Source organism: Kribbella sp. NPDC020701, assembly GCF_055562215.1.
The window spans coordinates 167,070-193,521 of the sequence record NZ_JBVHFT010000009.1 but is presented as its reverse complement, the minus strand read 5'-3'; the positions used below and the strand labels follow the sequence as shown (position 1 = coordinate 193,521).

Here is a 26,452-nt window from a genome sequence, read left to right as displayed (position 1 = left end):
ATGTCGCGGTTGAAGGGTCGCGTCACCCTGGCGACGGTGGCCGGCACAGCCGGAGTTTCGGTCGCGACGGTTTCCAAGGTGCTGAACGGTCGCAGCGACGTCTCCCCGGTCACGCGGGCGCGGGTCCAGGAGATCCTGCACAAGCACGGGTACGTCGGTCGCCGGCCCGAGCCGGCCACCCGGGACACCGTCGAGCTCTTCTACCAAGGCGTCGTCAACGCGTACTCGGTCGAGGTGATCCAGGGCGTGGTCGAGGCCGGCCAGGCGGCCGGCGTGGACGTCGTCCTCAACACCCACCCGCGGCACCGCCAGATCGCCGGCACGGGCCGGGCGGCCCGATGGATCCGTGACCTCATCGCCAACGGCCGCCGCGCCGCGATCGGCATCACCAGTGATCTGACCGACGCGGACCTGGCCGCATTGTCCCGGGCCCGGCTGCCGCTGGTGGTCGTGGACCCGGGGAACGTCGGGGCGCCCGATGTGACCAGCGTCGGCTCGACAAACTTCGCCGGTGGCATGGCCGCGACCCAGCACTTGTTGTCGCTCGGACACCGGCGGATCGGCTACGTCGGCGGCCCGCCGACGTCAGAGTGCAACCAGGCGCGGATGAGTGGCTTCCGCAGTGCGATGGAGTCCGTCGGTGTGGAGGTGCCGGCGGAGCACGTCTGGTTGCGGGACTTCCTGTACGACGACGGTGTGGCCGGCGGATCGGCGTTGCTCGACCTGCGGGACCGGCCGTCCGCGATCTTCGCCGGCAGCGACGAGGTCGCGCTCGGCATCCTGGAAGCGGCGCGGGCTCGCGGTCTGCGCGTGCCCGAGGACCTCAGCGTCGTGGGCTACGACGACACCGAGGTTGCGAGGTTGGCGTCGCCGCCGCTCACCACCGTGAAGCAGCCACTCCGCGAGATGGGCGCGGTCGCCCTGCGGACAGCGCTCCAGCTCGCCGCGGGGGAGAGGGTCTCGTCGCACCACGTCGAGCTCGCGACGAGCCTCATCATCCGCGGATCGGCCGCCCCCATCCGCTACTCCTCAGCCGCAGCCGCCTCCTGAGTCACTCGCGCCGGTCGGAGAGTGCTCTCGTTGCGAACACCGCGGCGGCCAGCATGGCTGCGGCCAGTGCGGTCAGGAGCGTGATCGGTACGGCCGCGCCGCCCGCCGTGCGCCCGTCGGACAACAGCGTCATCAGCGGCCGGATCGGCGAGATCCAGCGGATCAGCAGGACAACGAGGATCGCCGCGGCCGCGGTCAGCATCGCGATGCCGATCCGCGGGATGACCAGCCGCGAGCAGAGCAGCCCGATCGCGATCCCGATCATCGCCGTACCGAGCTGGGCCGCCGCGCCGACGAGAAGATCGCCCGCGGTGACGACGTGCTTCCCGGTGACGATCGGGTAGACGAGGCCGACCACGAGCAGCGGAACACACCAGGTCAGCACAACAGTGACCGTGATCGCGAGGACCCGCACCGAGCTGCCGATCATGACCAGCGTGATCTGGTGCTGAGTCGGGTCCTCGTGATTGACGATGCTCACCGACAGCCAGGTCGTGCAGACGAGCATGGCGAGAACGCAGAACGCGTACGACGACTGCAGTGGCCCGTTGTCGGACGTCGTACCAACGGCCAGCGCGGCGAGGAAGATCAGCGTCGGCGGGAGGTATCGCTGGGAGAGCAGCACGCTCGTCACCAGGTAGCGATAGAGAGCGCTCACTCGGGCTTCACCTGCCGGACCGTGGTTACCGACCAGCCGTGGTTCAGCGCGGTCAGCAAGGCGGCGTCGTGGCGGCCGGTCGGCAGCGTCAACGTGACGCCGGTGTCGTGGCGCCGTACCTCGAGGACGTCGGGTTGCCGGGTCCAGTCGAGCTCCGCGCCGGCGACCAGCGAGATCTCGGTCAGGCCGGCCACGATGCCGTCGGTCGGATGAAGTTGCCCGTCGCGCAGTTCGCAGACCCTGGTCGCGGTCGAGCGGACCACCAGCTCGGAGTGCTCGGTGAACGCGACCGCGGCGCCCTGCCCAGCCGCCTCCGTGAGCAGCTCGCGCAGGGTGGCGTGAGCGGTGGCGTCGAGTCCGGCCCATGGCTCGTCGAGGACGAGGAGTTGGGGTGGATCGATGAGCGCCTGGGCCAGCGCGACCTTCTGCGCATTCCCCTTGGACAACTTCCGCATCGGTGTGTCCGCGCCACCGGACAGCGCCAGTCGATCGAGCAGTTCCCCCGCGCGATTTCGGGCCGCACTGGAACTCAGGCCGCGGATCCGACCCATATGCCGCAGGTACGCCGACGCCGACAAGCGATCGTGCGACGCGAACACGTCGGGCACGTAGCTCACGACCCGCGCGTTGCGGCGCACCGTTCCGCCCGACGGCCGGGACAAACCGACGATCAGTTTGAGCACTGTGGACTTGCCCGAGCCGTTGGCGCCGACCAGTGCGAGCAATTCACCCGCGTTCACCCGCAGGTCGACGTCGGCCAAGATCTCCCGTCGGCCGTACCGCTTGGAGACCGCTCTCAGGCGCACTACTTCCATGCGGCGAGCCTATCCACGCTCGGGGGTTCATCACGGCCGCCAGCGGGCGGGTGAGGACCGCGGAGACGATGAGCGAAGCGGCGGCGAACGCGGTGATGGCAGGCGCGGCCGAGGTGAGATCGGCGAGCGCACCGGCCGCGATGGCGAAGATCCCGAACGCGGTCATTCGCAGAGCGCTCTCCAGGCCGAGAACCTGACCCCGGAGGTCGACCGGCGTGAGGTCCACCAGCACCTCCTGCTGGGACAACGACGCCGAATAGCCGCTGCTGCCGACCGCGACGAGCACGGCCAGGACGGCGATCGGCAGGTCGAAGGCGAAGGCGAGGAACGGCACGGCCAGCAGGAACCGCAACCAGCGGCCCGCGATCCGGCGGCCGGTACGGGTGAGGAATCGGCCGACGACGAGATCGCCGGTCATCATCCCGGCGGCTCCCACGGCGAGCAGCCAGCCGGCGCGAGGTCCGGCGTAAGGGACGAAGAGCGCTTCGCAGCCGACCATCAGGCCGTTGGGGATGGAGAGTGCCAGCAGCAGCGGGCGAGTGTTGCGCCGGCCGAGCAGGCGGCGATTGCCGCGCCAGGTCTCGGCCGGCCCGGTACGCGCGACTCGCCGGGGAGCGCGATCTCGCAGGCCGAACCGGAGCATCGGAACGGTCAACGCGGCGAACCCAGTCGCGATCCAGAGCACCGCCGACGGACTGATTGCCTGCAGCAACAGTCCGGCGATACCGAAGCCGGCGATCTGCATCGCGCCGACGGACAGGTTCATCGCCGACCGGCCGAGGATGAACTGGTCCTCGCCGACCACTTCGCCCAGCAACCCCCAGCGGACGCCTGACCCGATCGAGAGCCCGTAGGCCACGGTCAGCGCCAGGAGGAGCCGCAGGCCGGCGCCGAGATCGAGGGCGGCCTGCGCGCCGACGGCGACGGTCGAGAGCGCGGCGAGCAGGACGAGCACCCGGCGCGGCCGGGCGGTGTCGGCCGCCGACATCAGCGTCGAGACGCCGAGGACCTGGGCCAGCGACGGCCCGAACATGATCATCGCCGCCAGCAGCGCCGACCCGGTCGTGGCGTCGACCATGATCGCCAGCGTCAGGCTGGTCATCGTCGACGACGCGTTGCCGAGCGCGCTCCCGATCCACAGGTTGCGGAACTCGCGGTTGGCGAAGATCTGGCGGTAGGTGCTCATGTCCCGAAGGATCGGCGTAGCCTGCTGCCAGGCCCACATTTTCGGGTGGAGGCGAAACGTTGTCCGAGTTCCTGGTCGATGCCGACACGCTGGCGAACGCTCGCTTCGGCACCTCGCAGCTCACCGAGACGGTGTCGGCACTCAAGATGCTGATGGTGCCGGCCGAGCCCTGGTACCGCGCGTGGAAGGACGCACACGGCGCCGGGTTCCAGCAGCAACTGACCCGGAACCCGCTCTGGGCCGCGATCGTAGAGAGCGCTTGCGGCCGTAGCTGGGTCGCGGACTTCCTCACCGTTCCGCCGCTCGAGCCGGATCTCGAGCTGTCCGACGAACTCGAGTTGCTGACCGCGCTCGACGATGACCAGATCCGCGCGGACCTGAGCGTCGTACGGACGCCGTTGCCTGCCGTGCTGATCGAGTCGGATGGACTGGCCGACCAGGCGGCGGACCTGCTGCGGTGGGTCTGGAGCACGACGGTCGAGCCCGAGTGGCCGCGGCGGTTGCGGGTGTTGCAGGCCGACGTCGTGTCCCGTACGTCGCGACTCAGCGAGCAGGGGTGGTCCGGCGTACTGCGAGGGCTCGGCCCGGACGTCCGCTGGCTCGGTGACGGGCGCATCCAGGTCAACCGGTGGGACTATCCGGTCACCGACGTGCGGGGTCGCGACCTGATGTTCATCGCCGCGCACACGAACCGGGTCAACGTCAGCTGGCGAAAGCCGGACCGCTTCGCGCTGACCTATCCAGTCACGGGGATCTTCGCCGGCACTGAGACGCCGGACGAGCCGCTGGTCGAGTTGCTGGGCCGCAACCGCGCGCGCATCTTGGTCGAGGCCGCCGGCCCTGTCAGTACGACGTTGCTCGTTGCAACGACCGGTCTGTCCCTGGCCACGGTGTCGGACCACCTTCGGGTCCTGACCGGGGCCGGACTGCTGGAGCGACGGCGGTCCGGACGCTCGGTCCTCTACTGGCAGTCCGACACCGGCCGTCGCGTCGTACGACGACCGGCGTCGAACCAGTCCGAGCCAGGCTCGTCCAGCCGGGCAGCTAGCGGATCTCCAGCTCGGTCGAGAGCGGCAGATCCGACACGGACGAGCCGGCCCGGAGAATGAAGGCACCGGGCTCGGTGGTCCAGCCGTTGTCCCAGTGTTCGAAGGCGTGGTCGTCCAGGTTCACGGTCAGCTCGCGGGCCTGGCCGGCCCCGAGCCGTACGACGGTGAACCCGGCCAGCCAGCGGACCGGGCGGTCCACGGTGCTGTCCGGGCGTTCGACGTACACCTGGATGACGTGCTTGCCGGCCCGCTCCCCGGTGTTGCGGACGGTCAGCGCGACGGACGACGGGTCGTTGGCGCGGAGATCGGACAGCTCCCACGTGGTGTAGCCCAGGCCGTGGCCGAAGCCGAACGCGGGCTCGGTGCCGGTCCGGAGCCAAGCGCGGTAGCCGATGTGCACGCCCTCGTCGTACCGGACAATGCCATCGCGCGGCGTGACGTCGATGACCGGTACGTCGGACTCCTCGCGCGGCCACGTGGTCGGGAGGCGTCCACCGGGCTCGACGACGCCGAGCAGTACGTCGGCCAGCGCGTTGCCGTACTCCTGGCCGCCGAAATACGTCACCAGCAACGCCGCGACGTCGTCACGCCAGGGGAGTAGGACGGGTGAGCCGGCGTTGACGACCACGACCGTCCGCGGGTTCGCCGCGACCACGGCCCGGACCAGGTCGTCCTGCTTGCCCGGAAGCGTGAGCGTCGTACGGTCGTGGCCCTCGGACTCGACCTTCGAGTTGGTGCCGACGACAACGACCGCGACCTCGGCTGCGCGCGCCGCCGCGACGGCCTCGTCGATCAGGGCCTGCGGGTCGGACCGGTCCGGCTCGACGCCGACCGTGATGCTCAGCGCGTTGCCGAGGCCGCCCTCGCGTTCGGGGACCTCGAGCTCGACACGGACGTCGATCGGCCGGCCTGCGGTCACCGCGAGCGGGGTCGAGATGGATGGCGGCGACAGCAGTGCGGCACCGAGATCCGTGCCGACCGGTACGGCGCTGTCCTCGTGCAGCAGGTTGCCGTCGGCAAAGATCCCGCCCCGGCCGACCGAGGCGAAGCCGAGCAGGACGTCGCCGGTCTCGGTGGGGGTGTAGGTGGTGCGGAACTCCAGGACCGCGATCTCGTCGATCGGTGCGTTCCCGCCCAGATAGACGAGCGCGCTGGAGAACCGGTCCTCGGCGAACAACTCGGTGCCGTCCGCGGCCAGGAACCGTACCCGGGCACCGGGCTCGCCGCTCTCCGGGTTCGTCATCGTGGCGAGTGGCAGCTCCGCTACGCCCTCCTGGACGACCGCGCCGATGGAGTACGTGACCTCGGCGTCCGGGAGCGCTCTGCGGAGTCCGTCGAGCGGGGACACCACGGCCGACGGGATGACGGTCGCGCTGCCGCCGCCCTGCGTACGGGCGTCGCGGGCGTTGTGGCCGATCACCGCGACTCGTTGGGGAGCGCTCCACGGCAGCTCGTTCCTGTTGCTCAACAACACCGAGCCTTCGGCGGACGCCGTACGGCTGAAGGCGATGCCGTCGACCCGCGGCACGTCGGCCGGCTTCTCGAACCCTTCGAGCGCACCGACGCGGGCGGCAAGCGCGAGCAGGCGCGTCACCTTCCGGTCGATCGCGTCCTCCTTGACCTCGCCGGACCGAACGGCCTCGACGAGCGCGTCACCCCACGCGCCGACCGGGCCCGGCATCGCCAGGTCCTGGGAGTGCTTGGCGCTCTCCACGCTGCGTACGGCGGTCCAGTCGCTCACCACGACACCGTCGAAACCCCAGTCGGTGTTGAGCGGTGTTTCGAGCAACTCGTTCTCCGAGGCGGTGGCGCCGTTGATCGAGTTGTACGCGCTCATCACGAGCCACGCCTTGGACTCGGTGACCGCCTTCTCGAACGCGAGCAGGTACAGCTCGCGGAGAGCGCGCTCACTGACGATCACATCCGCGGTGAACCGCTCGGTCTCGAAGTCGTTGGCGACGTAGTGCTTCGGGGTCGCCCCGACACCGAGCTCCTGCACGCCGGCGACGTACGCGGCGGCGAGCTCGGCGGTCAGGACGGGGTCCTCGCTGAACGCCTCGAAGTGCCGGCCGCCGAGCGGCGAGCGATGCAGGTTGATCGTCGGACCGAGGACGACGTCCACGTTCTTGCGACGGGCCTCGAGGCCGGAGACAACGCCGTACCGATGGGCGATGTCGAGATCCCAGGACGACGAGAGGGCGGTTGCGGACGGGAGATTGAGCGACGGGTCGCGCTCGTCCCAGACCGCGCCGCGGACGCCGCTCGGGCCGTCGGACAGCACCATCGAGCGGAGGCCGATCGCGGGCAGCGGATGAGTGGACCAGAAGTCCTGTCCGGTCAGGATCCGGACCTTCTCCTCGAGCGTGAGCTGCCCGAGCAGGTCGCCGAAGTCGGCAGGGCTGGGGTTCATGCGACGACTGTACGCGCGAAAACCGAAGAGCGCTAGGTTTTCGGGCGGATGGTCGGTAGCATCCTCGTCATGCCGTCCCGAGGTCCGTATGCGAAGGGTGTCGCCAAGCGCGAGGAGATCCTGAAAGCCGCGCTCGAGGTGATCGCCCGGCACGGTTACCGGAACACCTCGACCCGTGAGCTCGCGGCCGCGGTCGGGCTGAGCGAGGCCGGGCTGCTGCACTACTTCGGGTCGAAGGAGAAGCTGTTCGAGGCGGTGCTCCGGGCGCGGGACGAGGCCGATCTGGAGCGCTTCGAGCAGTCGGATCTGATCGACAAGCTGATCGCGATCATCCGGCACAACGGCGACGTACCAGGTCTGGTCCAGCTCTACTCCACCTTCTCCGCTGAGGCCGGTGACCCGCAGCACACCGCCCACGACTACTTCGTCGACCGCTACACCGGCCTCCGCGAGGCTCTCGCCGAATCCGTCCGTGCCCGCCAGTCCGCCGGCACTCTCACCCCGTCAGCCGACCCCGCGACCATCGCGGCCCTGCTGATCGCGCTCTCCGACGGCCTTCAGATCCAGTCCCAGTTCAACCTGGCCGCCGAACCCGCCGACCTCCTGGACCACCTGATCCACCTCCTCAAGACCTGAGCCGGCGCCGCGGGCGGGTTTCAGGCGGGTGCGGGGAGCCCGGCGAGGCGACGTACGGCGGCCAGACCGTCGGGTGTGCCGGGCCAGTGGCGATCCAAGGCAGCAGGCCCGGCGCGGCGGGTCACCGACCGGAGCGCGAACGCGACGATCACCGCGTCATCGGCGTACCCGATCACCGGGATGAAGTCGGGCACCAGGTCGAACGGCACGGCCAGGTAGACCAGCAGGATCCACAACCGCACCCGCACCCCGCGAGGCAGTGTCCGATCAGCGGCCAGGCGTCGCAGCAGCCGCACCAGATCCGGCAGCAGCCGCAACGCGTCACGGATCCGCAGCTCATCGGGCCGCGCGAACCACAGCGCCACGATCAGCGCGACCCACAACAGCACAATGCCGCCGCCAACCGCCGCCACCACCGACCACCAAGCCCCACTCACCCGGCCATTCTCGCCCTCACCCGTCCTGCTCTCCCTGGACCCCCAGGCAATACTGGTCCCGTGACGAGTCCCGCCGATCCCCCCAACCCGGCCGAACTCGACCCACCCACCGCCCACCCCACCGCGCCCGCGCCCTCACCGGCCAAGGGCGTCCTGCCGTCCGGGGTTGGGCGGCGGGTGGTGACTCGGGAGGTTTGGTTGGTGCTTGCGCTGTCCTTGGGGGCTTCTGGGGTGGCGGCGATCATCTCGTTCGCGGGGGTGTTGACCTCGGCCAAGCCGATCAGCGGGCAGACGGCGGTGATCGTGGGGTCGCGGGCGCCGGGGCGGCCGTGGCTGGATCTGACCTGGCAGGTGTTCGCGGTGGTGAACGCGCTCGTACCGGTCGCCCTGGTCGGTCACTTCCTGGCGCGGGGTGGTGAATCCTTCCGGGCGATCGGCTTCGACCTGCGTGATCGGATGCGGGACCTCGGCCGCGGTACGGCGGTCGCCGCCTGTATCGGGGGAGCGGGACTGGTCTTCTACATCGGTGCACACGCAACCGGCGTGAACCTGACCGTCGACCCGTCCCAGCTGCCCGATTACTGGTGGCGCATCCCGATCCTGATCGCCGTTTCCGCGCAGAACGCCGTCCTCGAAGAAGTCATCGTCCTCGGCTACTTGAACCACCGCCTGGACCAACTCGGCTGGTCCGTACGCAGCGCGACCGCCACCAGCGCGCTGGTCCGTGGCTCGTACCACCTCTACCAGGGGCTCGGCGGATTCGCGGGGAACGTGATCATGGGCGTGATCTTCACCTACCTGTACCGCCGCTGGGGCCGGATCATGCCGCTGGTCGTGGCGCACACCCTGATCGACACGACCGCCCTGATCGGGGCGACGTACCTCCTCGGCAAGGTCTCCTGGCTGCCGAGCTGAGGCGTCTTCGAGGTCAGTGGAACGACTGACACGTAACCGATCGGCCCGCTGACGGGTTGATGGTGACGTGACAGTCAACGGGGAAATCACTGGTCCGCCTGAAATCGACGCAGGACTGGCGGCCGCGGCGCTCGCCGTGTTCGCCCACCGGCACGAGGTCGTCCACCTCCTGTACGCCGCAACCGACGAACCGGACGCACTAGCCCGAATCGGCGCCCTCCTCCGCGTCGACGAACCAACCATCGCCCGCGTCCTCGACCAGCCCTTCCGCTGGATGCTCCCCCAATTCCGCACCGAACTGGAGTCGATCGCCACCGCGCCGGCCCCACTCGCCGCGTCCTCTGCACCCGCGGAGCCCACGCCGACTCCAGCCACGAGCGGACCACCGAGGAGTTGACCGGGGGCCGCCGCCGGTCCGCTTGGTGCGCCCTGGCTGCGGATACGTTGAGGCGGTGCAGACCTATGGGGTGGATGTGCTCGGGATCGCGGATGAACTGACGGAGGCGTACGTCGAGGTGTTCACGGCGCCACCGTTCGCGCGCCGCGATCCCGGGGAGACCCGGATCGCGTTCCGGAAGCGGTTGGACAGCGATGCGCTCCGGGACGGGTTCCGCGCCTGGATCGAGCGGTCGGAGGACGGCCGGATCGCCGGTTTCCTGACCGGCTGGCGGACCCAGGCGCCGTTCCGGACGGACCGCTCGTACGGGAGTGTCCTCGACCGCCTGGGCCGGGAGCAGGTCGAGGCCCTGCTGATCGACGCCTTCGAGATCGATGAACTCGGGGTACTCCGCAGTGCCCGGGGGACTGGGCTCGGCCGCCGCTTGCTAGACCTGGCGACGGAACAGGAGCCACGCGCCTGGCTCCTTGCCTGGAACCAGAACCACGCCACCTTGGCCTTCTACCGCCACGCCGGCTGGACCGAACCAAAGCCCCGCGGCCCCGAACACGACATCGTCGTCTTCCTGGCCCCCACCCATCCGAGGGGTTAACCGGCTATCCCCTCACATGGGGAAGCAGGTGAGGTGGTGCGGGGCGTGCGTGGGGTGGGTTAGAGGGCGAAGAGGTCCGTGGCGTTTTGGTGCATGATGGCGGCTTCTTCGGTGGGGGTCAGGTTGGCGGCTTCGAAGGCGCCTATTGCTACGGACGGGTCGATCAGGGTGGCGTCGGTGCCGAACATCAGGCGGGTGGGGCCGATCTGGTCGAGGATCCAGCGGATTCGGTGGGCTTCGGGGGCTGACCAGCAGGGTTCGAACCAGATGCGGTCGGAGCGGGAGGCGGCTTCGGGGACGAGAGGCCAGCCCGGGGCGCCCATGTGGCCGGCGATGACTCGGGCGCCGGGGACTCGGGCGGCTGCGTCGGCGAGGTCGACGACGTTGCCGGCCCAGGTGTGGACGAGGGTGGGGAGGCCGTACTCGGTGGTGAGTTCGATGGCCGCCTGCATGGCGGGGGAGTCGATCGGCGTGCGGCTGTACTCGGTGTGGATCTTCGCGCCGACCCAGTGATCCCGGCCGTCGCCGGCGAGGAGTTCGTTCAGGTCGGTTCGGGCCTCGTCGAGGCGGCGGGGGTCGACGACGAGCATGCCGCGGAGCCGGGGGTCGGCGGGGAGTTGTGCGGCGAGCGAGCGGTTGCCGACGGGAGCGTCGTACACGATGGCTTCGATGGCCGAGACCAGTTGGATGTCGATGCCGAAGCGGTCCATCAGGTCGATGTTGACGTCGATGCTGGCCGTGTCCATCGAGAAGAACCACGGTCCCCAGTGGGCGTGCACGTCGATCAGCATGGCGCCTCCAGGAGGGTGGTCAGGTTGTGGCTGCCGGTTTGGGCGATCTCGGCGGGCGTGAGCTTGGAGGTGAGCAGCCGGCGTACGACGGAATGCGTTTCGTGGAACGGGGTCCGGCAACCGAGGACCAAGCGGTTTGCGCCGACCTCCGCGGCGACGATCTCGAGGGAGTCGGGGCCGGTGAGCATCCGGGTCGAGGTGTGGAAGCCGGGCTCCGTCCGCGCCATGACGACGAAATCGCCGAGGTAGTAGAAGTGCGTGTCCAGGAAGACAACCCGCGCGCCGAGGCCACGCAGGGCCGGGCCCACCTTCCGTACGTCGCCCTCCACGAAGATCGTCAGCCCAGCCTCGACCAACAGCCGCACCACATGCTCGAACGACGGATACCCAGGCTCCACGCTCTGCGCGGTCGGCGCCAGCCGGATCGCCCGCGGCGGCTCACTCAGCGATAGCATCCGCTCCAGCTCGCGCTCCGCGCCCAGCGGATCGCGCAAGTCCAGCACCGAGCACCACGACCAACCGTTGCTCTCGGCAACCTGCTGCGCCCCGGCGTTCCCGGACGGTACGTCGAAGTGCACCGCACGCAACGCGGACACGACCCCACCCGAGATGCCCGTGGCCTTGAACACCTCCTGCACCCGCTCGGCCCGGCCCCATCGCCCGGTCGTCACGTCATGCCCGACCAGTACGTCGCAGTCGAGCAGCAGGGGAGCGTCGAGCAGCAAGGGAGCGTCGGTCATCAGGCCTCCTGGGCCAGTGCGCTGTGGACCTTGCCGATCGCCGTGACGATGTCGTCGACGTCGGCCTCGGTGTAGTTCTCGTTCCAGGGCAGGACCAGCAGCCGGTGGTTGATCAGGTCCTCGGCATTCGGACACAGACCGACCGGATACGACACGTCCTGCAGCGGGAATCCGGACTCCCCGTACGTACGACGCTCCCGTACGGCGGGTGCGGCGTACAGCGGGCCGGTCAGATACCCACCGTTCGCCGGAACACCCTCAGCGGAGAGCGCTCCCGCCCACTCGTGCAGATCGCCAGCCGAAGGCGACAGGATCAACGGATACTGCCAGTAGACGTGGTCGCCGCCGTCCGGTGGAGCGGTGATCCCCGCCAGGTCAGCGATCCCGGCCGATGCCCGGGCAGCCGACGTACGACGATCTGCCACGACGCCGCGCAGTCGGGTCAGCTGCGCCCGGGTCACCGACGCGACCAGCTCGGTCATCCGGTAGTTCAGCGACAGGAACAGGTACGTCCGCTCGTCGGTGTCGCGCGGCCAGCCCTTGTCGGCGAAGAGCCGCATCCGCCGGGCCCGCGCGGCGTCGTCGGTGACCGTCAGGCCGCCATCACCGGCGCTGATGTGCTTGGTCTGCTGCAGGCTGAAGCACCCGATGTGCCCGATCCGCCCGACGAACGTGTCTCCGACGGGCGCGAGATACGCCTGGGCGCAGTCCTCGACCAGCAGGATTCCGTGCTGGTCGCAGAGCTCCCGGAGCTCCCGCACGGGCGCGGGTTTGCCGAACAGGTGCACCACGATCACGGCCTTGGTGCGCGGCGTGATGGCGGCGGCGACCGAGGCGGGGTCGAGGTTGCCGGTGATCGGGTCGACGTCGGCGAACACGGGTACGGCGTTCTGCATCATGATCGGGAACACCGTGCCCATGTCGCTGATCGGCGTGGTGATGATCTCGTCACCCGGCTCCGGGTCGACCGCGGCCACGGCCAGGTGCAGAGCCGCCGTACCCGAGCTGCAGGCGACCGCGTACCCGCCGCCGAGCAGGCCGGCGAACTCCAGCTCGAGCGCCGGCACCTCGGTACCCCAGGTCGCGGACAGCATGCCGCTGCGGAGCACCCGCTCCACGGCCTTGACCTCGTCGTCGCCGAACCGCCGGCCGGTGGCGTTCATCACCGACGGCAGCGGGACCGAGCGCACCGGGGTCCCGCCGTCGCGGGCGAGCAGACTCTTGTCCATCGCAACAATCCTCACATCGTCTGATGTTGCTTACGGCAACGGTAGTTGGACGAGGTCGCGGTCGGCCAGGCCCCACACGCGGTGCCGCGCCCCACGGACCGGCGTCAGCTGGGGAACCGTGAACCACCCGTCGCCGAGCTTGTTCACCAGCAGCTTCGCCTCGGTGAGCCCAGGCCCGAGCTGGTACAGGTTCCCGCCGAAGTTCGTCTCACAGTAGACCCCGGTCCGGTCGGTGTGGAGCTGGCCGTAACCGGAGAGCTTGTTCGTGCCGCGGACCACGGCCTTCGTCCTGAGGTCGTACGTGAACCAGCCGCCGCTGGTCCGCTTGAGGACGCCGTACAGGACGCCGTCGTGCACCGCGACACTCTGGATAGAGCGCTCTCCGGCGAGCGGCTCGACCGTCCACAACAGCTTCCGCTCGCACAGATCGAAGGCGGCGATCGCGGCCGCGGTCCGGGTCGGCGTGCTGCCGCCACCGCCGACCACGTCGCCGCCGATGTACGCGATACCGTCCACGATCGAGACCGTCAGCACGCTCTGATCGGGCAGGATGCCGTAGTGAACGTCGAGCTTGCCGGTCTCGATGTCGAGCAGCGTCAGTGCGCCGGTGAGCTTGCCAGTGCCGGGTGCCGAGGCGATCGCGAGCAGTTTCGACTTCGCGTCGTACGCCGCCTGCCACGGCCGGAGCTGGTCGTGGCCGATCGTGCCGAAACTGTGGACCTCCTTGGTGCGTGGGTGCACTCGGACCACCTCGGTGCTCGGATAGAGCGCGGAGTACAGCTCCCCGCGCAGCCAAGTGAGCGTTTTCGCCTCTCCCGCGACCCGGATCCGGCTGGTGGTGCGTTCGCTGAGCCGGTGCTCGGTGATGACCCAATGCCCACCGACGTACAGATTGGGGTCGCCGAGGACGATCGACTGTGGTTGGTCGGGCTCGGGAACGAAGCCCGCGTCCACGAGATCGAGCAGTTCGACGGAGCCGGTCGTCAGGTCGAGCCACCACAGCACGCCGGAGCCGGTCGAGCCGAGCAGCGTGTTCGCGTCGAGCAGCAGCAGGCGCCGGTGCTCGTCCGCGGGCGCCGGCGTCGCCACCGCGGTGAGGGTCGTGTCGTTCGGGCCGCAGGACCAGACTGTGCCGGACGTCCTGGTCGTGACGTACGCCGTGCCGTCCGGGGTGACCGTGATCGCATCGATGCTGGTCTCGCCGGCGGGCAGCGGAACGCTGCGGACGTCGGTGCCGTCGAGCGTCATGCTGAGCAGCGATCCGCTGCTGCCCGCGTAGATCCGGTCGGTGGTAGCGGCGAAAGGCCCGAAGTTCTGGCCGCGGGAGGCTTCGGGCGTCAGGTCGCGGAAGGTCTGGGTGGTTCGGTCGTAGCCGACCAGTTGGGACGGTGTGTAGATCCCGGCGTAGACGAGATTGCCTGCGGCACCGACGTACCGGCCGTACTGGGCTCCGGTGACCGGTGTGCCGAGCCGGGTGACGGCGTTGGTGCTCGGGTCGATCTGCCAGACCGTGCCGTTGGGGTAGCTGACCGCGAAGACCTGGCCGTCCGGTGCCGTGGCCAGGTCCCAGACGAAGCCCCCCGCTCCGGCGAGGCTGCCGACCCGGGTCAGCGAACCGTCGGCGGGGTCGAAGCAGTAGACGTCGGCGACCGGGTAGAGCCCCACGTAGATCTTGCCGGCGGCAACGGTGATGCCCCAGCCGCCCTCGCCGACCGGAAGCTCGACCGTTCGGGTCACGCGCCGGGTGGTGAGGTCGAGCTCGGTCAGTCGCGGCGGCACGACGCCCCGGCTGATCAGGTACGCGCGCCCGTCGTGGACGGCCATCGCGACCACGGCCGCGGTCAGGCAGGCAGGCCCGAAGCTGGGCAGCGTCATCGGAGGTTGCCAATCCGGACCAGGTCACGGCCCTTGATCGTGTAGAGGGCATCGCCGTTGACAAGAGTAGTGATCAATCCCCGTGCGAATCGCTTGTCCACAAGGCCTCCGGGACAGAACGCAGCGAATTACGGTCATGGCTGAAATTAGCCGGACGTGCGTTGGTGCGTCAACACGTGAGGCGGTGTCATGAGGGAGGGATCAGAGATGAACGCGGTAGACGACCAGCGGCCGGCCGCTGCCGTTGCCGAGCTGGGTGCCGGTGGCGTCGGCGAGACCGGCGCGCTCCAGCCGGTTCAGGACCCGGCGGGCGGTGCGAGGCTGGATGCCGAGGTGATCGGCGACGGACCGGGTCGTCAGCCCGTCCTCGGGCGTGGTGTGCACGAGCTCCTGCAGTCGCTCCAGGGTGGCCTTGGACAGCCCGGCGCGCTGGGCGAGCAGTTGCAGCTTCGACCGCTGTTGCGCCCGCGGCGCCGCGCCGCCGACCAGGACGAGGTCGATGTCGTTGCGCAGCGAGACCACGGCCGCGGTCCGGCCGGACGACTTCGCGCGGCCGAGCGCTCGCCGGGCCAAGGCCTCGGTCTCGGTCCCGGAGCCGCCGATGCCGAAACCGATCCGGACCGGTCCGAACTGCTCCTTGAGCCGGTTCAGCATGGCCAGCTCGGTGAACGCTGCGGTCGCCTGCTCGAGCGGTCCGCGCGTGGTGACGAGCAGATACCGCTTGTCGTCGTACCGGATGACGCTGCCGCCGAGCGAGCCGGCCTCCCGCCGGAGCGCGCTCTCTCCGGCCTCGGCGATCTCGACCAGGCCGAGCGCGATCTGCGCATCGTCACTGCGCAAAGCGTCGTGAACGAGCAGCAGACTGTTCACGGCGGCCCGCACCGAGTGCACCGACGGCGCCAGCCGCAGCGTGGTCTGCTCGGTCCGGAGCTTCTCGTACGCCGACCGCAGGCAGGTGATCGCCACATCGGCGCCGACCCTGCGGTGGAAGTCGATCACGTCGTCCGAGCTGAGCCCGGGGCGATACGGCAACACCCGGATCCTGCGGGTCGGCAGGCCGACCTCGTCGAAGGTCTCGCGGACCTGAGCCTCGTCCAGTACGTCGATGCTCATGGACGTGACGTCGCGGCCTTCGCGGAGCAACTGGACCAGCGCCCGCATCAACGTGGCGCCGGTGTACTCGACGTGAGCGGCCGGGCGGTCGAGCAGGTCGTTCGCGGCAGCCAGCTGGTAGGGGACCACACCGGTGAACAGCCAGGCGTCGACGCTCGGCGGTGCCTCGGCCATCACCTTCGGCGTGTCCGTCTCGCGCCGGTACGGCAGTGGGACGACCTCGACTCCGCGCAGCGCCCCGATGATCCGGCTGCTGGAGTTGACCAGGTCCGATGGTCCGACAACACCGATCGTCGTCACCATGTTTGGGCCCCCTCCTTCATCGGCTCAGTTTCACCAGATCACCACATCGCTGCAAGAACCCGCGCCGTACGGCGGGGGTGATCAGTCGATCAGGTGCGCTTCGGCTGACGGAGCGTGGCGGAAGCGGTGCTCTTCGACCCCATCGGCTTGGTCCGCTAGGTTTCGGTCATGAGTCGGCTGATGCGGACGCACGAGTGGATTGCCGAGGGTACGGCGCTGTGCCGGACGGCGCTGGTGGACCTGGACGGGCCGTCGCTGCTGCCCGGGTGGAGCCGGAAGCATGTCGCCGCTCACCTCTCGCTGAACGCGGAGGCGATCGGCAACCTCGTCTACTGGGCCAAGACCGGCGACGAGCGGCCGATGTACGCCTCGCCCGAGCAGCGGAGCGCGGACATCGAGGCGGGCGCACTGCGGCCGGTCGATGAGCTGCTCGCGTGGTTCGAGGAGTCGGCGCAGGTCCTCGCGGACGCGATGGCCGAGCTGTCCGACGAGCAGTGGCAGGCGACGGTGCGCTCGGCCCAGGGGGTGGAGATCCCCGCGACCGTGACGCCATGGATGCGAAGCCGGGAGGTGATGATCCACGCCGTCGATCTCGGCACGGGCGTGACCTTCGCCGATCTCCCGCCGGACTTCCTCGAGGCTCTGGCTGCGGACATCCGGACCAAGCGGGGCGACGTACCCGAGGTGACGGGTCCGCCGGCGGAGGTCGCGGCGTACCTCGCCGGGCGTTCGTACGACGGTGTGCTCAGCGCCGACGGGACTCCGGCCGAGCCACTGCCTCCCTGGCTCTAGCGCACGACCCGGTAGTGCAAGTGGGTGACGTCGCGGTCGACGAGTTGGCGGACCTGCTCCAGTTCGATGTACTCCGCCGGCAGGTTGTCGAAGAGCCGGCGGCCCTGGCCCAGCAGCACGTTGACGACGTGGAGTTCCAGCTCGTCGAGTAGGCCGGCGCGCAAGAGAGCCTGGGCGGCGCCGGCGCCGTGGACCATGACGTTGCGGTCGCCCGCGGCTGCCTTCGCCCGGGCCGCTGCCTCGGTGACATCGGTGACGAAGTGAGCGCTCCCCGGCGGTACGTCGTCCTCGTCCACCTTGTGGGTCAGGATGAACATCGGTACGCCGTCGTGGTGGTCACCCTGCCACCGGCCCGCGTGCTCGAACGTACGCCGGCCCGCGATGAGCGCACCGGTGGACATGGCCTCGCGGTACACCTGTCCGCTCGGACCGTCCGACGCGCGGTCGTCGAGCCAGTTGAACAGCCGGAAGCCGCCGCGTCCCATCGGTTCTTCGCGACTGTCGTCCGGGCCGACGACGAATCCGTCGAGTGACATGGTCATGTAGAGCACGATCATCGGCTAGCTCCTGTGGTCAGAGAGACTGCGGGAAGTGAAACACCCGGTCGGGGTCGTAGTGATGCTTGATGGCGGCCAGACGTGCGTGGTTGGGACCGTGGTAGGCCTCGGCCCAGTCGGCGAGGTCGGGATCGGGGAAGTTCGGGTACACGCGACCTGAGGCCTGTGGGTGCGCGATGGCCCACGAACGGCGTACCTGCTCGCCGTCGGTGCCGACGTGCTCGAGGAGGAAGCGCTCGCCCCGGTGGACGAACGCGGTCGCATCGGAGGGCACGCGGTTGTAGGCGCCGCCCATCGGGGTGAAGTTCAGCTCGCAACCGTGGGCGAGGAGCTCGTCGACGGCGTCGTCAGGGAGCGCGCTCCGGAAGAACTCGGACTTGCTGGTGAGGACGCGATCGTCCGGGTCTCCCTCCGAGAGGCTGCGCTTGAGCTCCGGCCAGCTGAGACCGTCGCGGAGCTCGACGACCGGCTTCGGAACGGCCAGATCGTCAAGCAGTTGTGGCCGAAGGGCGGCGCCGAACATCTGCACCTCTGACAGCGTGACCGACAGGCTGGCGGTGATCTCATCCGCCGTGTCGGGAGCCCAGTCCTGCCAGGCGGCGATCACCGCGGCCGCTTGCTCACGAGGCCAGCTGAGCACAAAGCGAGTAGCGGCCGGCGAAGGCACAGCAGCGAACACCAGAGACGTGACCACGCCGAACTGGCCGCCGCCCGACCCGCGCAACGCCCAGAACAGGTCAGCCTCATGCTGCTCGTCGCAGGTCACCACGCTGCCGTCCGCGAGCACGACCGTGGCAACAACGAGCCGGTCGCAGGTCAGCCCGTAGCGGCGGCCGAGGAGCCCGAGCCCGCCGCCGAGCGCGAGCCCGGCGATCCCGACGGTCGGACCGCAACCGGCCGGAATGGTCAGCCGGTGCCGGTGCAGTTCTTCGTAGACCTGCGCCAGCCGCGCCCCGGCACCGATGGTTGCCAGATCGCCCGCGCCGACCGAGATGGCGTTGAGTGGCGACAGATCCAGGACCAGACCGTCGGTCGACGATCGCCCGGCGAAGCAATGCCCGCCACCCCGCGGTACGACGTGCAGCCCGGAGTTCCGCGCGTACGCGAGAGCCTGGACGACGTCCTCGACCGACGCACACCGGGCGATCGCCTTCGGCCGGACATCGCGATATTGGTACGCCGGGGAACGGCGTACCCGCGCCCGGCATGAAGCGCACGCCGACGATCGTCGTGTTCGGCGGCAGGAGCTGCACCTTCGCCCGGGTCAGCGGCCCGACCAGCCTCGGTACGGCGCCGATCGGGCAATGCAGCTCGACACCGCCGGTGGGCAGATCGCGCTGTGGGTAGGGCCGCGATCCCGTGTGCTGGATCCAGACGGTCCGGACGAGGCCGGCCAGTGCGGGCACCGGCGGGCTCTCGTCGTACGTCTGGTCCATCGTCTACACCTCGATATGGGATCCGATGATGACGGTGCGGTCGCGGGGCAGGTTGAAGAACTCGGCCGCGTCGGCGGTGATGTGGGAGGTGGCGATGAACAGGTGCTTGCGCCAGCCGGCCATCGTGTTCTCCGGGCCGCGCCGGAGCTCGATCTTGGACAGGAAGTAGGAAGCCTTCTCGAGGTCGAGGAGGCCTTCGGTGTCGGCCGGGTCGAGGGTGGCCAGGGCGGCCGGTATGTCGGGGGTCTCCATGTAGCCGAACTTCGCGGTGACGTGGGAGATCCCGTCGTCGCCGTACCCGAGGTCGTCGACGACCGCCCGCCGGTCGCCCGCGACCCGGGGGACGGGCTCGGTCTCGATCGAGACGATCACGACGTGCTCGTGCCGGACCTGGTTGTGCTCGACGTTGGCCCGCAACGCCAGCGGAGCGGTGAGGTTGCCCCGGTTGAGGAAGATCGCCGTACCGGGGACGGTGGTGGCACGCAGCGCACCGGAGCGCAGCTGATCGACGAACTCCTGTAGCGGCCCTTCGGTCCGTTCGCGCTCGGTGGTGACGACGGCGCGGCCACGCTGCCAGGTGGTCATGATCGTGAACGCGGTGACGGCGATCAGCAGCGGCAGCCACGCGCCGTGCACGAGCTTGGTGAGGTTGGCCGCGACGAAGAGCATGTCGACCGACAGCAGCAGCGTCGCGCCGATGCCGATCAGCCACCTCGGGATGTTCCACCGGTGCCGCGCGACGTAGAAGAACAGCAGCGTCATGATCGTGATCGTGCCGGTGACCGCCATCCCGAAGGCGTAGGCGAGGGCGGCCGAGCTGCGGAACGCGAAGATCAGCGTCAGCACCGAGACGAGCAGCAGCCAGTTGATCCACGGGACGTAGATCTGGCCGATCGTGGTCGCCGACGTGTGCTGGACCCGCAGCCGGGGCAGGTAGCCGAGCTGCGCGGCCTGCGAGGCGACCGAGTACGCGCCGGTGATCACCGCCTGGGAGGCGATCACGGTCGCGGCGGTCGCGAGCAGCACGAGCGGCAGCCGGCCCCAGTCCGGCACCAGCAGGAAGAACGGGCTGCTGATGTTCGCCTCGTCCTTGAGGATCAGCGCGCCCTGGCCGAAGTAGCTCAGTGTGCAGGCCGGGAGGACGAGGAGCAGCCAGCCGCGGGTGATCGCGCGGCGGCCGAAGTGGCCCATGTCGGCGTACAGCGCCTCGGCGCCGGTGACCGACAGCACGATCGCCGCGAGGGCGAAGAACGCGATGTGGAAATGCCCGGCCAGGAAGCCGAGCGCGTACGTCGGTGACAGCGCCTTGAGGATCCCGGGGTGCTCGACGATGCCGGTGACTCCGCACACGCCGATGACCGTGAACCAGGCGATCATGACCGGCCCGAAGACCCGGCCGACCGCCTCGGTGCCGCGGCGCTGGACCAGGAACAAGGCGATGATGATCACTGCGGTGATCGGTACGACGTACTGGCCCAGTGACGGCTCGACCACCTTGAGCCCCTCGACCGCGGACAGCACCGAGATGGCCGGCGTGATCATGCTGTCGCCGAAGAACAGGGACGCACCGAAGATGCCGACCGCGGCCAGCACGACCGCGGCCCGGGCGCCGGTCTGCGAGCCCCAGCGGCGCAACTGCGTGATGAGAGCCATGATGCCGCCCTCGCCGTCGTTGTCGGCGCGCATCGCCAGCAGCACGTAGGTGACGGTGACGATGATCATCACCGACCAGAAGATCAGTGACACCACCCCGAACACGTTGTCGTTGCTCACCGGCACCGGGTGCGGGTCCTCGGGGTTGAAGACCGTCTGCAGGGTGTAGATCGGGCTGGTCCCGATGTCGCCGAACACCACGCCGAGCGCGCCGACCACCACCGCGAGCTTGACCGTGTCGTGCAGGTTCGGACTCGGGTGGGCGGTACCGGCCCCGACGTCGGGGTCACTGGCACCGGCTCCGGCGGTACCCGGAGTGTCCTCGGTGCCCGGCTGCTGGGGTTCCGTCACGGCACCGGACGATACAGCGCCGCGGATCCAGGCGGCGGGATGTCGAGATCCGGCGGCTGACTCCGACGTAGCGGGTGACACGGAGGAGGTGATCCGATGACACCGGAGCGGGTACTGCGGACCTACATCACGCTGGCCGTGGTGTCGACGGGTGCGTCGTCGATGATCTGGGGCATCAACACGCTGTTCCTGCTGGACGCGGGTCTGAGCATCGGTCAGGCGTTCGCCGCGAACGCGTTCTTCACCGTGGGAATGGTGCTGTTCGAGGTCCCGACCGGCGTCGTCGCGGACACGGTCGGGCGGCGTACGTCGTACCTGCTCGGGACGGTCACGTTGTTCGGGTCGACGCTGCTCTACCTGGTGTTGTGGCAGACGCACGCGTCGTTCGTGCCGTGGGCGGTGGTGTCGATGCTGCTCGGCCTCGGATTCACGTTCTTCAGCGGTGCGACCGAGGCGTGGCTGGTGGACGGGCTGCACGCGACCGGTTACCGCGGGTCTCTCGACGACGCGTTCGCCAAGGGGCAGATGGCGAGCGGGATCGCGATGATGGCCGGCTCGGTCGGCGGCGGGCTGCTCGCGCAGGTGAGCAACCTCGGTGTTCCGTACGTCGCTCGCGCAGTCCTGCTCGCGGTCACCTTCGCGGTGGCGTGGCGGGCGATGCGGGACATCGGCTTCACGCCGAAGCCGCGGGTCTCGGTGCGGTCCGAGATGGGCGGGATCCTGCGGGCCTCGTTGCGGCACGGGCTGCTGAATCCGCCGGTCCGCTGGCTGATGATCGCTGGTCCGTTCACAGCCGGGGCCAGCGTGTACGGCTTCTACGCCGCACAGCCGTATCTGCTCGAGCTCTACGGACACGCCGACTCCTACGCCATCGCCGGTCTGTCCGCAGGGATCGTCGCCGGTGCTCAGATCGCGGGTGGCGCCTCAGCGTCGTACGTGGCCCGTATCTTCCGGGACCGGATCCTGATCCTGGTCGTGGCGATCGGTACCTCCGGTGCCGTGATCGCGCTGATCGGTCTGGTGACGTCGTTCTGGGTCGCCCTTGGTCTGCTGATGGTCTGGGGCACGATGTTCGCCGCGATGACCCCGGTGCGCCAGGCGTACCTCAACAGCCACATCCCGTCCGCTCAGAGAGCAACGGTCCTGTCGTCCGACAACCTGCTCGCCTCCGCCGGCGGCGTCGTCATCCAGCCGACCCTCGGCCGCTCGGCCGACCTCTGGGGCTACGGCCCGGCGTACCTGCTGACAGCCGTCATCCAGTTGCTCGCACTGCCGTTCCTCGGGCTGGCGCGCCGCCAGAACAAACCCGTCGAGGAGACCACGGACGAACAACTAGCCTTGCAGCCGTGACGGCTCGACTGATCATCATCAACGGTGGTTCCAGCTCCGGGAAGACGGGGATCGTGCGCTGCCTGCAGGCGGTGCTGGCCGAGCCGTGGCTGGCGTTCAGCGTGGACGACTTCGTCGACGCGATGCCGGCGGCGATGGACGGATCGGCGGGCGGGCTCGAGATCGGGCCGGACGGCGAGGTGTCGGTCGGGCCTGCCTTCATGGAGTTGGAAGCCGCCTGGAGGACCGGGATCATCGCGATGTGCCGGGCCGGTGGACGGGTGATCATCGACGACGTCTTCCTCGGCGGCGGCGGTTCGCAGCAACGGTGGCGCGATGCGATCGGTGACGTCGAGACGCTGTGGGTGGGCGTTCGCTGCGCACCCGAGGTCGTGGCGGGCCGCGAGCTCGCCCGGGGCGACCGCGCTGTCGGCATGGCCGAGAAGCAGGCGCTGATCGTCCACGAGGGCGTGACGTACGACGTCGAGGTCGACAGCGCCCACGCCGAGTCCATCGATTGCGCCCGTACGATCGCCCGCTATCTGGCGTAGTCCACCCGGGCGAGTGCGCTGCTGATCCGCCGGCGGTGATCGGCGGCGACCTTGTCGGCGTCGTCGCCCGCGAGGATGCGCCGTACCGACTCCAGATGGACGGTTCGGTAGGCCGCGACGGTGAGGGCCGCGGTGAGCGGTGCGTCGGGGACGTCGGTGCGATCCATGGCGGCGGCGATTGCCTGCTCGAGGTGGTCGAGGAGTTCGCGGGCTCGGGACTGCAGGGCGCGGGACTCGGCGACCACCCCCCAGAAACGGGTGAACTGGGCGCGCATCGCGGACAACGGATGGCCTTGGTCGGCCAGGTCGGTCAGGAGCGTGGACAGGGCGGCGACCGCGGACGTGCCGGCCGGGCGGTCGTTGATTGCGGCAACGACCAGGGCTTCCGCCTCCGGGTAGCGATCGAAGAGGAGGTCTTCCTTGCGTGCGAAGTGCGCGAACACGGTCGGCCGGGCCACGTCGGCGGCCTCGGCGATCTCCGAGACCGAGACGTCGTCGAACCCGCGCTCCAGGAAGAGCGCGGTGGCGACTTCGGAGATCCGGGTCCTGAGCTCGGCCTTCTTCCGTTCCCGGCGGCCGTGCGCGGCGTGCTGGTCCACCGGTTAACCATACTGGATAAAAAGATGTACTGAGTATGAGTTCGCTTGCTAGGCTGCGGGTCATGCGTTCCATCGGGGTGAACTACGACACCGGCCTGCGGTACGACGGTCGCACCACGCGCGACCGCTTCGACCCGGGTGCGGTGCGCGACGAGATGACACTGATCGCGGGCACGCTGCACGCTCCCGCGGTCCGGGTCGTGGGGACCGAGGCCGATCGGCTGGAGATGGCGGGGGAGGCGGCCTTGGGAGCCGGGCTCGACCTGTGGTTCTCCCCGATGCCGATGGACCTCGAGCCCGACGAGTTCATCGCCTTCCTGGCCGACTGCGGCGCGCGGGCGGAGAAGCTGCGGCAGTCCGGCCGGGGCGACGTCGTACTCGTGCTCGGCTGCGAGCTCTCGGTGTTCTGCAAGGGCTTCGTGCCGGGCGAGACGTCGGGGGAGCGGCTCGCGACGATGGCCGATCCGGCCACCTGGACCGACCAGGCGAAGATGGCCGAGTTGTACGCCGGACTCTCGCGCTGGGGTGAGGTCCAGCAGCAACTGGTCACGGCCGCCCGTGAAGTGTTCGCCGGCCGGATCACCTACGCCGCCGGGATGTGGGAGGACGTGAACTGGGAGCTGTTCGACATCGTCAGCGTCGACGCCTATCGCGACGCCGCCAACGCGGCGACCTTCCGCGACGAGCTGCGGGACCGGCTGAAGTGGGGCAAGCCGGTGGCGGTCACCGAGTTCGGCTGCTGTGCCTACAAAGGCGCGGCCGATCGCGGCGGATCGGGCTGGATGATCGTCGACCGCTCCGTCGATCCGCCGGCGATCAACGGATCCTACGAGCGCGACGAGGAGGAACAAGTGGAGTACCTGCTGGAACTCGTCGAGGAGTTCGAGCGGATCGAGCTGGCGGCGGCGTTCTGGTTCAGCTTCGCCGGCTACGAGCTGCGGCACCGCCCGGACGATCCACGGCACGATCTCGACCTGTCGTCGTACGGGCTGGTCGCGGTCGGCGACGACGGCCGGCTGACGCCGAAGCGGGTCTTCGGCAAGCTCGCCGAGGTGAACGAGGGGCGGCGCTGAGCGATGGAGCAGGTGCGGCTCGGGGCGACCGGTCTGCGGATCTCGCGGATCTGCCTGGGGATGATGACGTTCGGCACGGGTGGAGCGGGAGTGGCATCTGGGCGCCACCGCCCTCACCCTGACCCCTGAAGAACGCTCCGAACTGGAGGCGCCATACCGTCCGCATCCAGTCACTGATTGAACCGGTGGGTACAGTTGTGGGGTGCTGACAGCGAAGGGTGAGGCGACGCGGGGGCGGATCATCGATGCGGCGGCGGCCGAGATTCGGGAGCGCGGGATCAGCTTGGTGACGTTGGACGACGTCGGGCGGCGGAGCCGGACCGGGAAGAGTCAGTTGTTCCATTACTTCCCCGACGGTAAAGAGCAGTTGCTGTTGGCGGTGGCCGAGCGTGAGGCCGACCGGGTCCTCGAGGATCAACAGCCGCAGCTCGGGCAGTTGACGACGTGGGACGCGTGGCGGGAGTGGCGTGACGTCGTCGTCGAGAAGTACCGGCGCCAGGGCGTGAACTGCCCGCTCGGCGTGCTGATCACCGAGATCGGCCGGCACACCCCGGCGGCGCAGGCGGTCACCGCCAAGCTGCTGGCCCAGTGGCAGCACCGGATCCAGGCCGGCATCGAGGAGATGAAGGCCGCGGGCGAGATCCGTTCCGACGTGGATCCCGCCCGCGCGTCCGCGGCGCTGATTGCCGCGATCCAGGGTGGCGTCGCCATCCTGATGTCCAGCGGCTCGGCACAGCATCTCGAGTACGCCCTGGATCTGTGCCTGGACTACCTGCGCGCTAGCTCCAATTGAGCACGGGCGGCCGATGGCCGGCGGGCTTGTCGGCGACCTTCGCACCCGCGTTGACCAGCCAGCCCTGGTACTCCGGCGTGAACATGCGATACACCGACTCCGGCGGTACGGCGCTGGCCTCGTCGACTGCAGTCCGCAGCTCGATCGGCAGCTCGAAGTCGAGAGCCTTGATGCTGGACTGCAGTTGCTCAGGCCGGCTCGCGCCAACGATGGCCGACGCGATACCAGGCTGAGTCGCAACCCAGTTGATGGCGACCTGGGCCATCGTCACGCCGAGCTTGTCCGCAACGGACTCCACGGTCTTCAGCAGGTCCCAGTGCCGATCGCTCCAGCTCCGCACGGGTGCGCCATCGCCGGTGAGACGCCCGTCGCCCGTCACACCCTGTGCGTCGTCCCGCCGGTACTTCCCGGTCAGGAAGCCACTGCCGAGCGGACTCCAGGCCGTGATGCCGAGCCCCAGTTCCTGTCCGACCGGGACGTGCTCGGTCTCGATCGTCCGCTCGACCAGTGAGTACGGCAGTTGCAGGTTGACCATCGGCGTCAGCGACTGCGTGTCCGCGAGGGTCTGGGCGCGAGCGGCGTACCAGGCGGGGACGTCGGACAGTCCGGCGTACCGGATCTTGCCGGCTCGAGTGAGGTCGTCGAGCGTGTGCAGGACCTCCTCGACCGGAGTGATCCGGTCCCAGGTGTGCAGGAGGAAGATGTCGACGTAGTCCGTGCCGAGCCGGCGCAGTGAGGCGTCGAGCGCGCGGATCAGGTGCTTGCGGCCGTTGCCACCCGCGTTCGGGTCGCCGGGGTCGACGCTGTTGGTCGCCTTGGTCGTGAGCACCATCCGCTCGCGGATCCCGGCCTCCGCGATCAGCTTGCCGAGGATCGTCTCGCTCTCGCCGGCGGTGTAGAAGTCGGCCGTGTCGAGGAAGTTGCCTCCGGCATCGACGTACGCACGGAAGATCGCCCGCGCCTCGTCCTCGGTCTTCCCGTACGGCGCGTGGAAGCCGGACGTCCCGAAATTCATCGTGCCCAGCGCCAGCCGGCTGACGCGCAGCCCCGATCGCCCGAGCAGGTAATAGTCATCAAGTGCCATGCGCCGAGCATTGCTCGGAGAAAATGGACCGGCAAGTA

The 26,452-nt window shown here is 69.3% G+C and carries 26 protein-coding genes and 2 pseudogenes; 11 read left to right on the top strand and 17 right to left on the bottom strand.

All coding sequences use genetic code 11. The features are described from left to right. On the top strand, positions 1-1,050 hold the full coding sequence (locus tag ACZ3HV_RS22690; protein ID WP_465686967.1) for a LacI family DNA-binding transcriptional regulator: 1,050 nt from the start codon (positions 1-3) through the stop codon (positions 1,048-1,050). 1 nt (position 1,051) lies between these two features. Here ACZ3HV_RS22690 and ACZ3HV_RS22685 read toward each other — a convergent pair whose 3' ends face one another. The 3 genes from ACZ3HV_RS22685 to ACZ3HV_RS22675 are packed head-to-tail and all read right to left on the bottom strand — an operon-like array spanning position 1,052 to position 3,709. Beyond that, complete coding sequence (locus ACZ3HV_RS22685) at positions 1,052-1,708, bottom strand: hypothetical protein (protein WP_465686966.1); 657 nt, start codon at positions 1,706-1,708, stop codon at positions 1,052-1,054. Next, entirely contained in the window at positions 1,705-2,523 is an 819-nt protein-coding gene (locus ACZ3HV_RS22680; RefSeq protein ID WP_465686965.1) for an ABC transporter ATP-binding protein, read from the bottom strand. Before ACZ3HV_RS22680 ends, ACZ3HV_RS22685 begins: the two co-directional genes overlap by 4 nt. Then, complete coding sequence (locus ACZ3HV_RS22675; RefSeq protein WP_465686964.1) at positions 2,435-3,709, bottom strand: MFS transporter; 1,275 nt, start codon at positions 3,707-3,709, stop codon at positions 2,435-2,437. Before ACZ3HV_RS22675 ends, ACZ3HV_RS22680 begins: the two co-directional genes overlap by 89 nt. A gap of 59 nt (positions 3,710-3,768) precedes the next feature. Between ACZ3HV_RS22675 and ACZ3HV_RS22670 the strand changes: the two genes are divergently transcribed. Then, entirely contained in the window at positions 3,769-4,818 is a 1,050-nt protein-coding gene (locus ACZ3HV_RS22670) for an ArsR/SmtB family transcription factor (protein WP_465686963.1), read from the top strand. On the opposite strand, the gene ACZ3HV_RS22665 is transcribed toward ACZ3HV_RS22670, so the two are convergent. After that, complete coding sequence (locus ACZ3HV_RS22665) at positions 4,754-7,168, bottom strand: beta-glucosidase (RefSeq protein ID WP_465686962.1); 2,415 nt, start codon at positions 7,166-7,168, stop codon at positions 4,754-4,756. The genes ACZ3HV_RS22670 and ACZ3HV_RS22665 overlap by 65 nt on opposite strands. 69 nt (positions 7,169-7,237) lie before the next feature. Here ACZ3HV_RS22665 and ACZ3HV_RS22660 point away from each other — a divergent pair, with 69 nt between their 5' ends. After that, positions 7,238-7,804, top strand: coding sequence for a TetR/AcrR family transcriptional regulator (locus ACZ3HV_RS22660; RefSeq protein WP_465686961.1), 567 nt, complete (start codon positions 7,238-7,240; stop codon positions 7,802-7,804). Positions 7,805-7,824: 20 nt separating this feature from the next. On the opposite strand, the gene ACZ3HV_RS22655 is transcribed toward ACZ3HV_RS22660, so the two are convergent. Further along, positions 7,825-8,241, bottom strand: coding sequence for a YkvA family protein (locus ACZ3HV_RS22655; RefSeq protein ID WP_465686960.1), 417 nt, complete (start codon positions 8,239-8,241; stop codon positions 7,825-7,827). Between the two features lie 60 nt (positions 8,242-8,301). Here ACZ3HV_RS22655 and ACZ3HV_RS22650 point away from each other — a divergent pair, with 60 nt between their 5' ends. The 3 genes from ACZ3HV_RS22650 (at position 8,302) to ACZ3HV_RS22640 (ending at position 10,145) form a co-directional block, all read left to right on the top strand. Next, positions 8,302-9,156 (top strand): CPBP family intramembrane glutamic endopeptidase, encoded by an 855-nt coding sequence (locus ACZ3HV_RS22650; RefSeq protein WP_465686959.1) that lies wholly within the window; start codon positions 8,302-8,304, stop codon positions 9,154-9,156. A 67-nt stretch (positions 9,157-9,223) separates the two neighbouring features. Then, positions 9,224-9,553, top strand: a complete 330-nt coding sequence (locus ACZ3HV_RS22645) for a hypothetical protein (protein ID WP_465686958.1) — start codon at positions 9,224-9,226, stop codon at positions 9,551-9,553. A 55-nt stretch (positions 9,554-9,608) separates the two neighbouring features. Further along, the gene (locus ACZ3HV_RS22640) at positions 9,609-10,145 is read left to right on the top strand and encodes a GNAT family N-acetyltransferase (RefSeq protein ID WP_465686957.1); all 537 of its coding nucleotides are present in this window, start codon (positions 9,609-9,611) and stop codon (positions 10,143-10,145) included. Between the two features lie 59 nt (positions 10,146-10,204). Here ACZ3HV_RS22640 and ACZ3HV_RS22635 read toward each other — a convergent pair whose 3' ends face one another. The 5 genes from ACZ3HV_RS22635 to ACZ3HV_RS22615 form a co-directional block, all read right to left on the bottom strand. Next, the gene (locus tag ACZ3HV_RS22635) at positions 10,205-10,936 is read right to left on the bottom strand and encodes an amidohydrolase family protein (RefSeq protein WP_465686956.1); all 732 of its coding nucleotides are present in this window, start codon (positions 10,934-10,936) and stop codon (positions 10,205-10,207) included. Then, positions 10,930-11,676 (bottom strand): amidohydrolase family protein, encoded by a 747-nt coding sequence (locus tag ACZ3HV_RS22630; protein ID WP_465686955.1) that lies wholly within the window; start codon positions 11,674-11,676, stop codon positions 10,930-10,932. The genes ACZ3HV_RS22635 and ACZ3HV_RS22630 overlap by 7 nt, the downstream gene beginning before the upstream one ends. Beyond that, positions 11,676-12,905 carry a DegT/DnrJ/EryC1/StrS family aminotransferase gene (locus ACZ3HV_RS22625; protein ID WP_465686954.1) on the bottom strand — a complete coding sequence of 410 codons (1,230 nt, stop codon included), beginning with the start codon at positions 12,903-12,905 and terminating at the stop codon, positions 11,676-11,678. The genes ACZ3HV_RS22630 and ACZ3HV_RS22625 overlap by 1 nt, the downstream gene beginning before the upstream one ends. A 30-nt stretch (positions 12,906-12,935) precedes the next feature. Continuing rightward, the gene (locus ACZ3HV_RS22620) at positions 12,936-14,780 is read right to left on the bottom strand and encodes an NHL repeat-containing protein (RefSeq protein ID WP_465686953.1); all 1,845 of its coding nucleotides are present in this window, start codon (positions 14,778-14,780) and stop codon (positions 12,936-12,938) included. 201 nt (positions 14,781-14,981) lie between these two features. Continuing rightward, positions 14,982-16,196, bottom strand: coding sequence for a helix-turn-helix domain-containing protein (locus ACZ3HV_RS22615; protein WP_465686952.1), 1,215 nt, complete (start codon positions 16,194-16,196; stop codon positions 14,982-14,984). A 168-nt stretch (positions 16,197-16,364) separates the two neighbouring features. Between ACZ3HV_RS22615 and ACZ3HV_RS22610 the strand changes: the two genes are divergently transcribed. Beyond that, a complete protein-coding gene (locus tag ACZ3HV_RS22610; RefSeq protein ID WP_465686951.1) occupies positions 16,365-16,988 on the top strand; it encodes a maleylpyruvate isomerase family mycothiol-dependent enzyme in 624 nt (207 codons plus the stop codon). Here the strand turns inward: ACZ3HV_RS22610 and ACZ3HV_RS22605 are convergent. The 5 genes and pseudogenes from ACZ3HV_RS22605 to ACZ3HV_RS22585 all read right to left on the bottom strand — a co-directional run bounded on the left by ACZ3HV_RS22605 (position 16,985) and on the right by ACZ3HV_RS22585 (position 20,985). Continuing rightward, the gene (locus ACZ3HV_RS22605; RefSeq protein ID WP_465686950.1) at positions 16,985-17,545 is read right to left on the bottom strand and encodes a dihydrofolate reductase family protein; all 561 of its coding nucleotides are present in this window, start codon (positions 17,543-17,545) and stop codon (positions 16,985-16,987) included. The genes ACZ3HV_RS22610 and ACZ3HV_RS22605 overlap by 4 nt on opposite strands. Positions 17,546-17,561: 16 nt before the next feature. Continuing rightward, positions 17,562-18,314, bottom strand: coding sequence for an FAD-binding oxidoreductase (locus ACZ3HV_RS22600; RefSeq protein ID WP_465686949.1), 753 nt, complete (start codon positions 18,312-18,314; stop codon positions 17,562-17,564). A 48-nt stretch (positions 18,315-18,362) separates the two neighbouring features. Beyond that, a pseudogene (locus tag ACZ3HV_RS22595) lies at positions 18,363-18,692 on the bottom strand (FAD-binding oxidoreductase); the annotation flags it as partial. Positions 18,693-18,771: 79 nt separating this feature from the next. Further along, positions 18,772-18,981, bottom strand: a pseudogene (locus ACZ3HV_RS22590) (AraC family transcriptional regulator); the annotation flags it as partial. Between the two features lie 3 nt (positions 18,982-18,984). Beyond that, positions 18,985-20,985: a potassium transporter Kup gene (locus tag ACZ3HV_RS22585; RefSeq protein WP_465686948.1), complete on the bottom strand. Its 2,001-nt coding sequence runs from the start codon at positions 20,983-20,985 to the stop codon at positions 18,985-18,987. 96 nt (positions 20,986-21,081) lie between these two features. Between ACZ3HV_RS22585 and ACZ3HV_RS22580 the strand changes: the two genes are divergently transcribed. Further along, entirely contained in the window at positions 21,082-22,335 is a 1,254-nt protein-coding gene (locus ACZ3HV_RS22580; protein WP_465686947.1) for an MFS transporter, read from the top strand. After that, complete coding sequence (cpt, locus tag ACZ3HV_RS22575) at positions 22,332-22,865, top strand: chloramphenicol phosphotransferase CPT (RefSeq protein WP_465686946.1); 534 nt, start codon at positions 22,332-22,334, stop codon at positions 22,863-22,865. The genes ACZ3HV_RS22580 and cpt overlap by 4 nt, the downstream gene beginning before the upstream one ends. On the opposite strand, the gene ACZ3HV_RS22570 is transcribed toward cpt, so the two are convergent. Further along, complete coding sequence (locus ACZ3HV_RS22570; protein ID WP_465686945.1) at positions 22,853-23,464, bottom strand: TetR/AcrR family transcriptional regulator; 612 nt, start codon at positions 23,462-23,464, stop codon at positions 22,853-22,855. The two genes, cpt and ACZ3HV_RS22570, sit on opposite strands and share 13 nt — an antisense overlap. 62 nt (positions 23,465-23,526) lie before the next feature. On the opposite strand from ACZ3HV_RS22570, the gene ACZ3HV_RS22565 reads away from it, so the two are divergent. Both ACZ3HV_RS22565 and ACZ3HV_RS22560 read left to right on the top strand, forming a co-directional pair. Continuing rightward, the gene (locus ACZ3HV_RS22565) at positions 23,527-24,537 is read left to right on the top strand and encodes a hypothetical protein (RefSeq protein WP_465686944.1); all 1,011 of its coding nucleotides are present in this window, start codon (positions 23,527-23,529) and stop codon (positions 24,535-24,537) included. A 202-nt stretch (positions 24,538-24,739) separates the two neighbouring features. Continuing rightward, positions 24,740-25,330, top strand: a complete 591-nt coding sequence (locus tag ACZ3HV_RS22560; protein WP_465686943.1) for a TetR/AcrR family transcriptional regulator — start codon at positions 24,740-24,742, stop codon at positions 25,328-25,330. Here the strand turns inward: ACZ3HV_RS22560 and ACZ3HV_RS22555 are convergent. Next, complete coding sequence (locus tag ACZ3HV_RS22555; RefSeq protein WP_465686942.1) at positions 25,317-26,414, bottom strand: aldo/keto reductase; 1,098 nt, start codon at positions 26,412-26,414, stop codon at positions 25,317-25,319. The two genes, ACZ3HV_RS22560 and ACZ3HV_RS22555, sit on opposite strands and share 14 nt — an antisense overlap. Positions 26,415-26,452 lie beyond the last annotated feature (38 nt).

Coding starts and splice junctions, on each gene's coding strand:
- ACZ3HV_RS22610 (WP_465686951.1), top strand. CDS start 16,365: ATGAGTCGGCTGATGCGGACGCACGAGTGGATTGCCGAGGGTACGGCG.
- ACZ3HV_RS22555 (WP_465686942.1), bottom strand. CDS start 26,414: ATGGCACTTGATGACTATTACCTGCTCGGGCGATCGGGGCTGCGCGTC.
- ACZ3HV_RS22620 (WP_465686953.1), bottom strand. CDS start 14,780: ATGACGCTGCCCAGCTTCGGGCCTGCCTGCCTGACCGCGGCCGTGGTC.
- ACZ3HV_RS22630 (WP_465686955.1), bottom strand. CDS start 11,676: ATGACCGACGCTCCCTTGCTGCTCGACGCTCCCCTGCTGCTCGACTGC.
- ACZ3HV_RS22665 (WP_465686962.1), bottom strand. CDS start 7,168: ATGAACCCCAGCCCTGCCGACTTCGGCGACCTGCTCGGGCAGCTCACG.
- ACZ3HV_RS22680 (WP_465686965.1), bottom strand. CDS start 2,523: ATGGAAGTAGTGCGCCTGAGAGCGGTCTCCAAGCGGTACGGCCGACGG.
- ACZ3HV_RS22615 (WP_465686952.1), bottom strand. CDS start 16,196: ATGGTGACGACGATCGGTGTTGTCGGACCATCGGACCTGGTCAACTCC.
- ACZ3HV_RS22635 (WP_465686956.1), bottom strand. CDS start 10,936: ATGCTGATCGACGTGCACGCCCACTGGGGACCGTGGTTCTTCTCGATG.
- ACZ3HV_RS22625 (WP_465686954.1), bottom strand. CDS start 12,905: ATGGACAAGAGTCTGCTCGCCCGCGACGGCGGGACCCCGGTGCGCTCG.
- ACZ3HV_RS22690 (WP_465686967.1), top strand. CDS start 1: ATGTCGCGGTTGAAGGGTCGCGTCACCCTGGCGACGGTGGCCGGCACA.
- ACZ3HV_RS22675 (WP_465686964.1), bottom strand. CDS start 3,709: ATGAGCACCTACCGCCAGATCTTCGCCAACCGCGAGTTCCGCAACCTG.
- ACZ3HV_RS22580 (WP_465686947.1), top strand. CDS start 21,082: ATGACACCGGAGCGGGTACTGCGGACCTACATCACGCTGGCCGTGGTG.
- ACZ3HV_RS22565 (WP_465686944.1), top strand. CDS start 23,527: ATGCGTTCCATCGGGGTGAACTACGACACCGGCCTGCGGTACGACGGT.
- ACZ3HV_RS22660 (WP_465686961.1), top strand. CDS start 7,238: ATGCCGTCCCGAGGTCCGTATGCGAAGGGTGTCGCCAAGCGCGAGGAG.
- ACZ3HV_RS22605 (WP_465686950.1), bottom strand. CDS start 17,545: ATGATCGTGCTCTACATGACCATGTCACTCGACGGATTCGTCGTCGGC.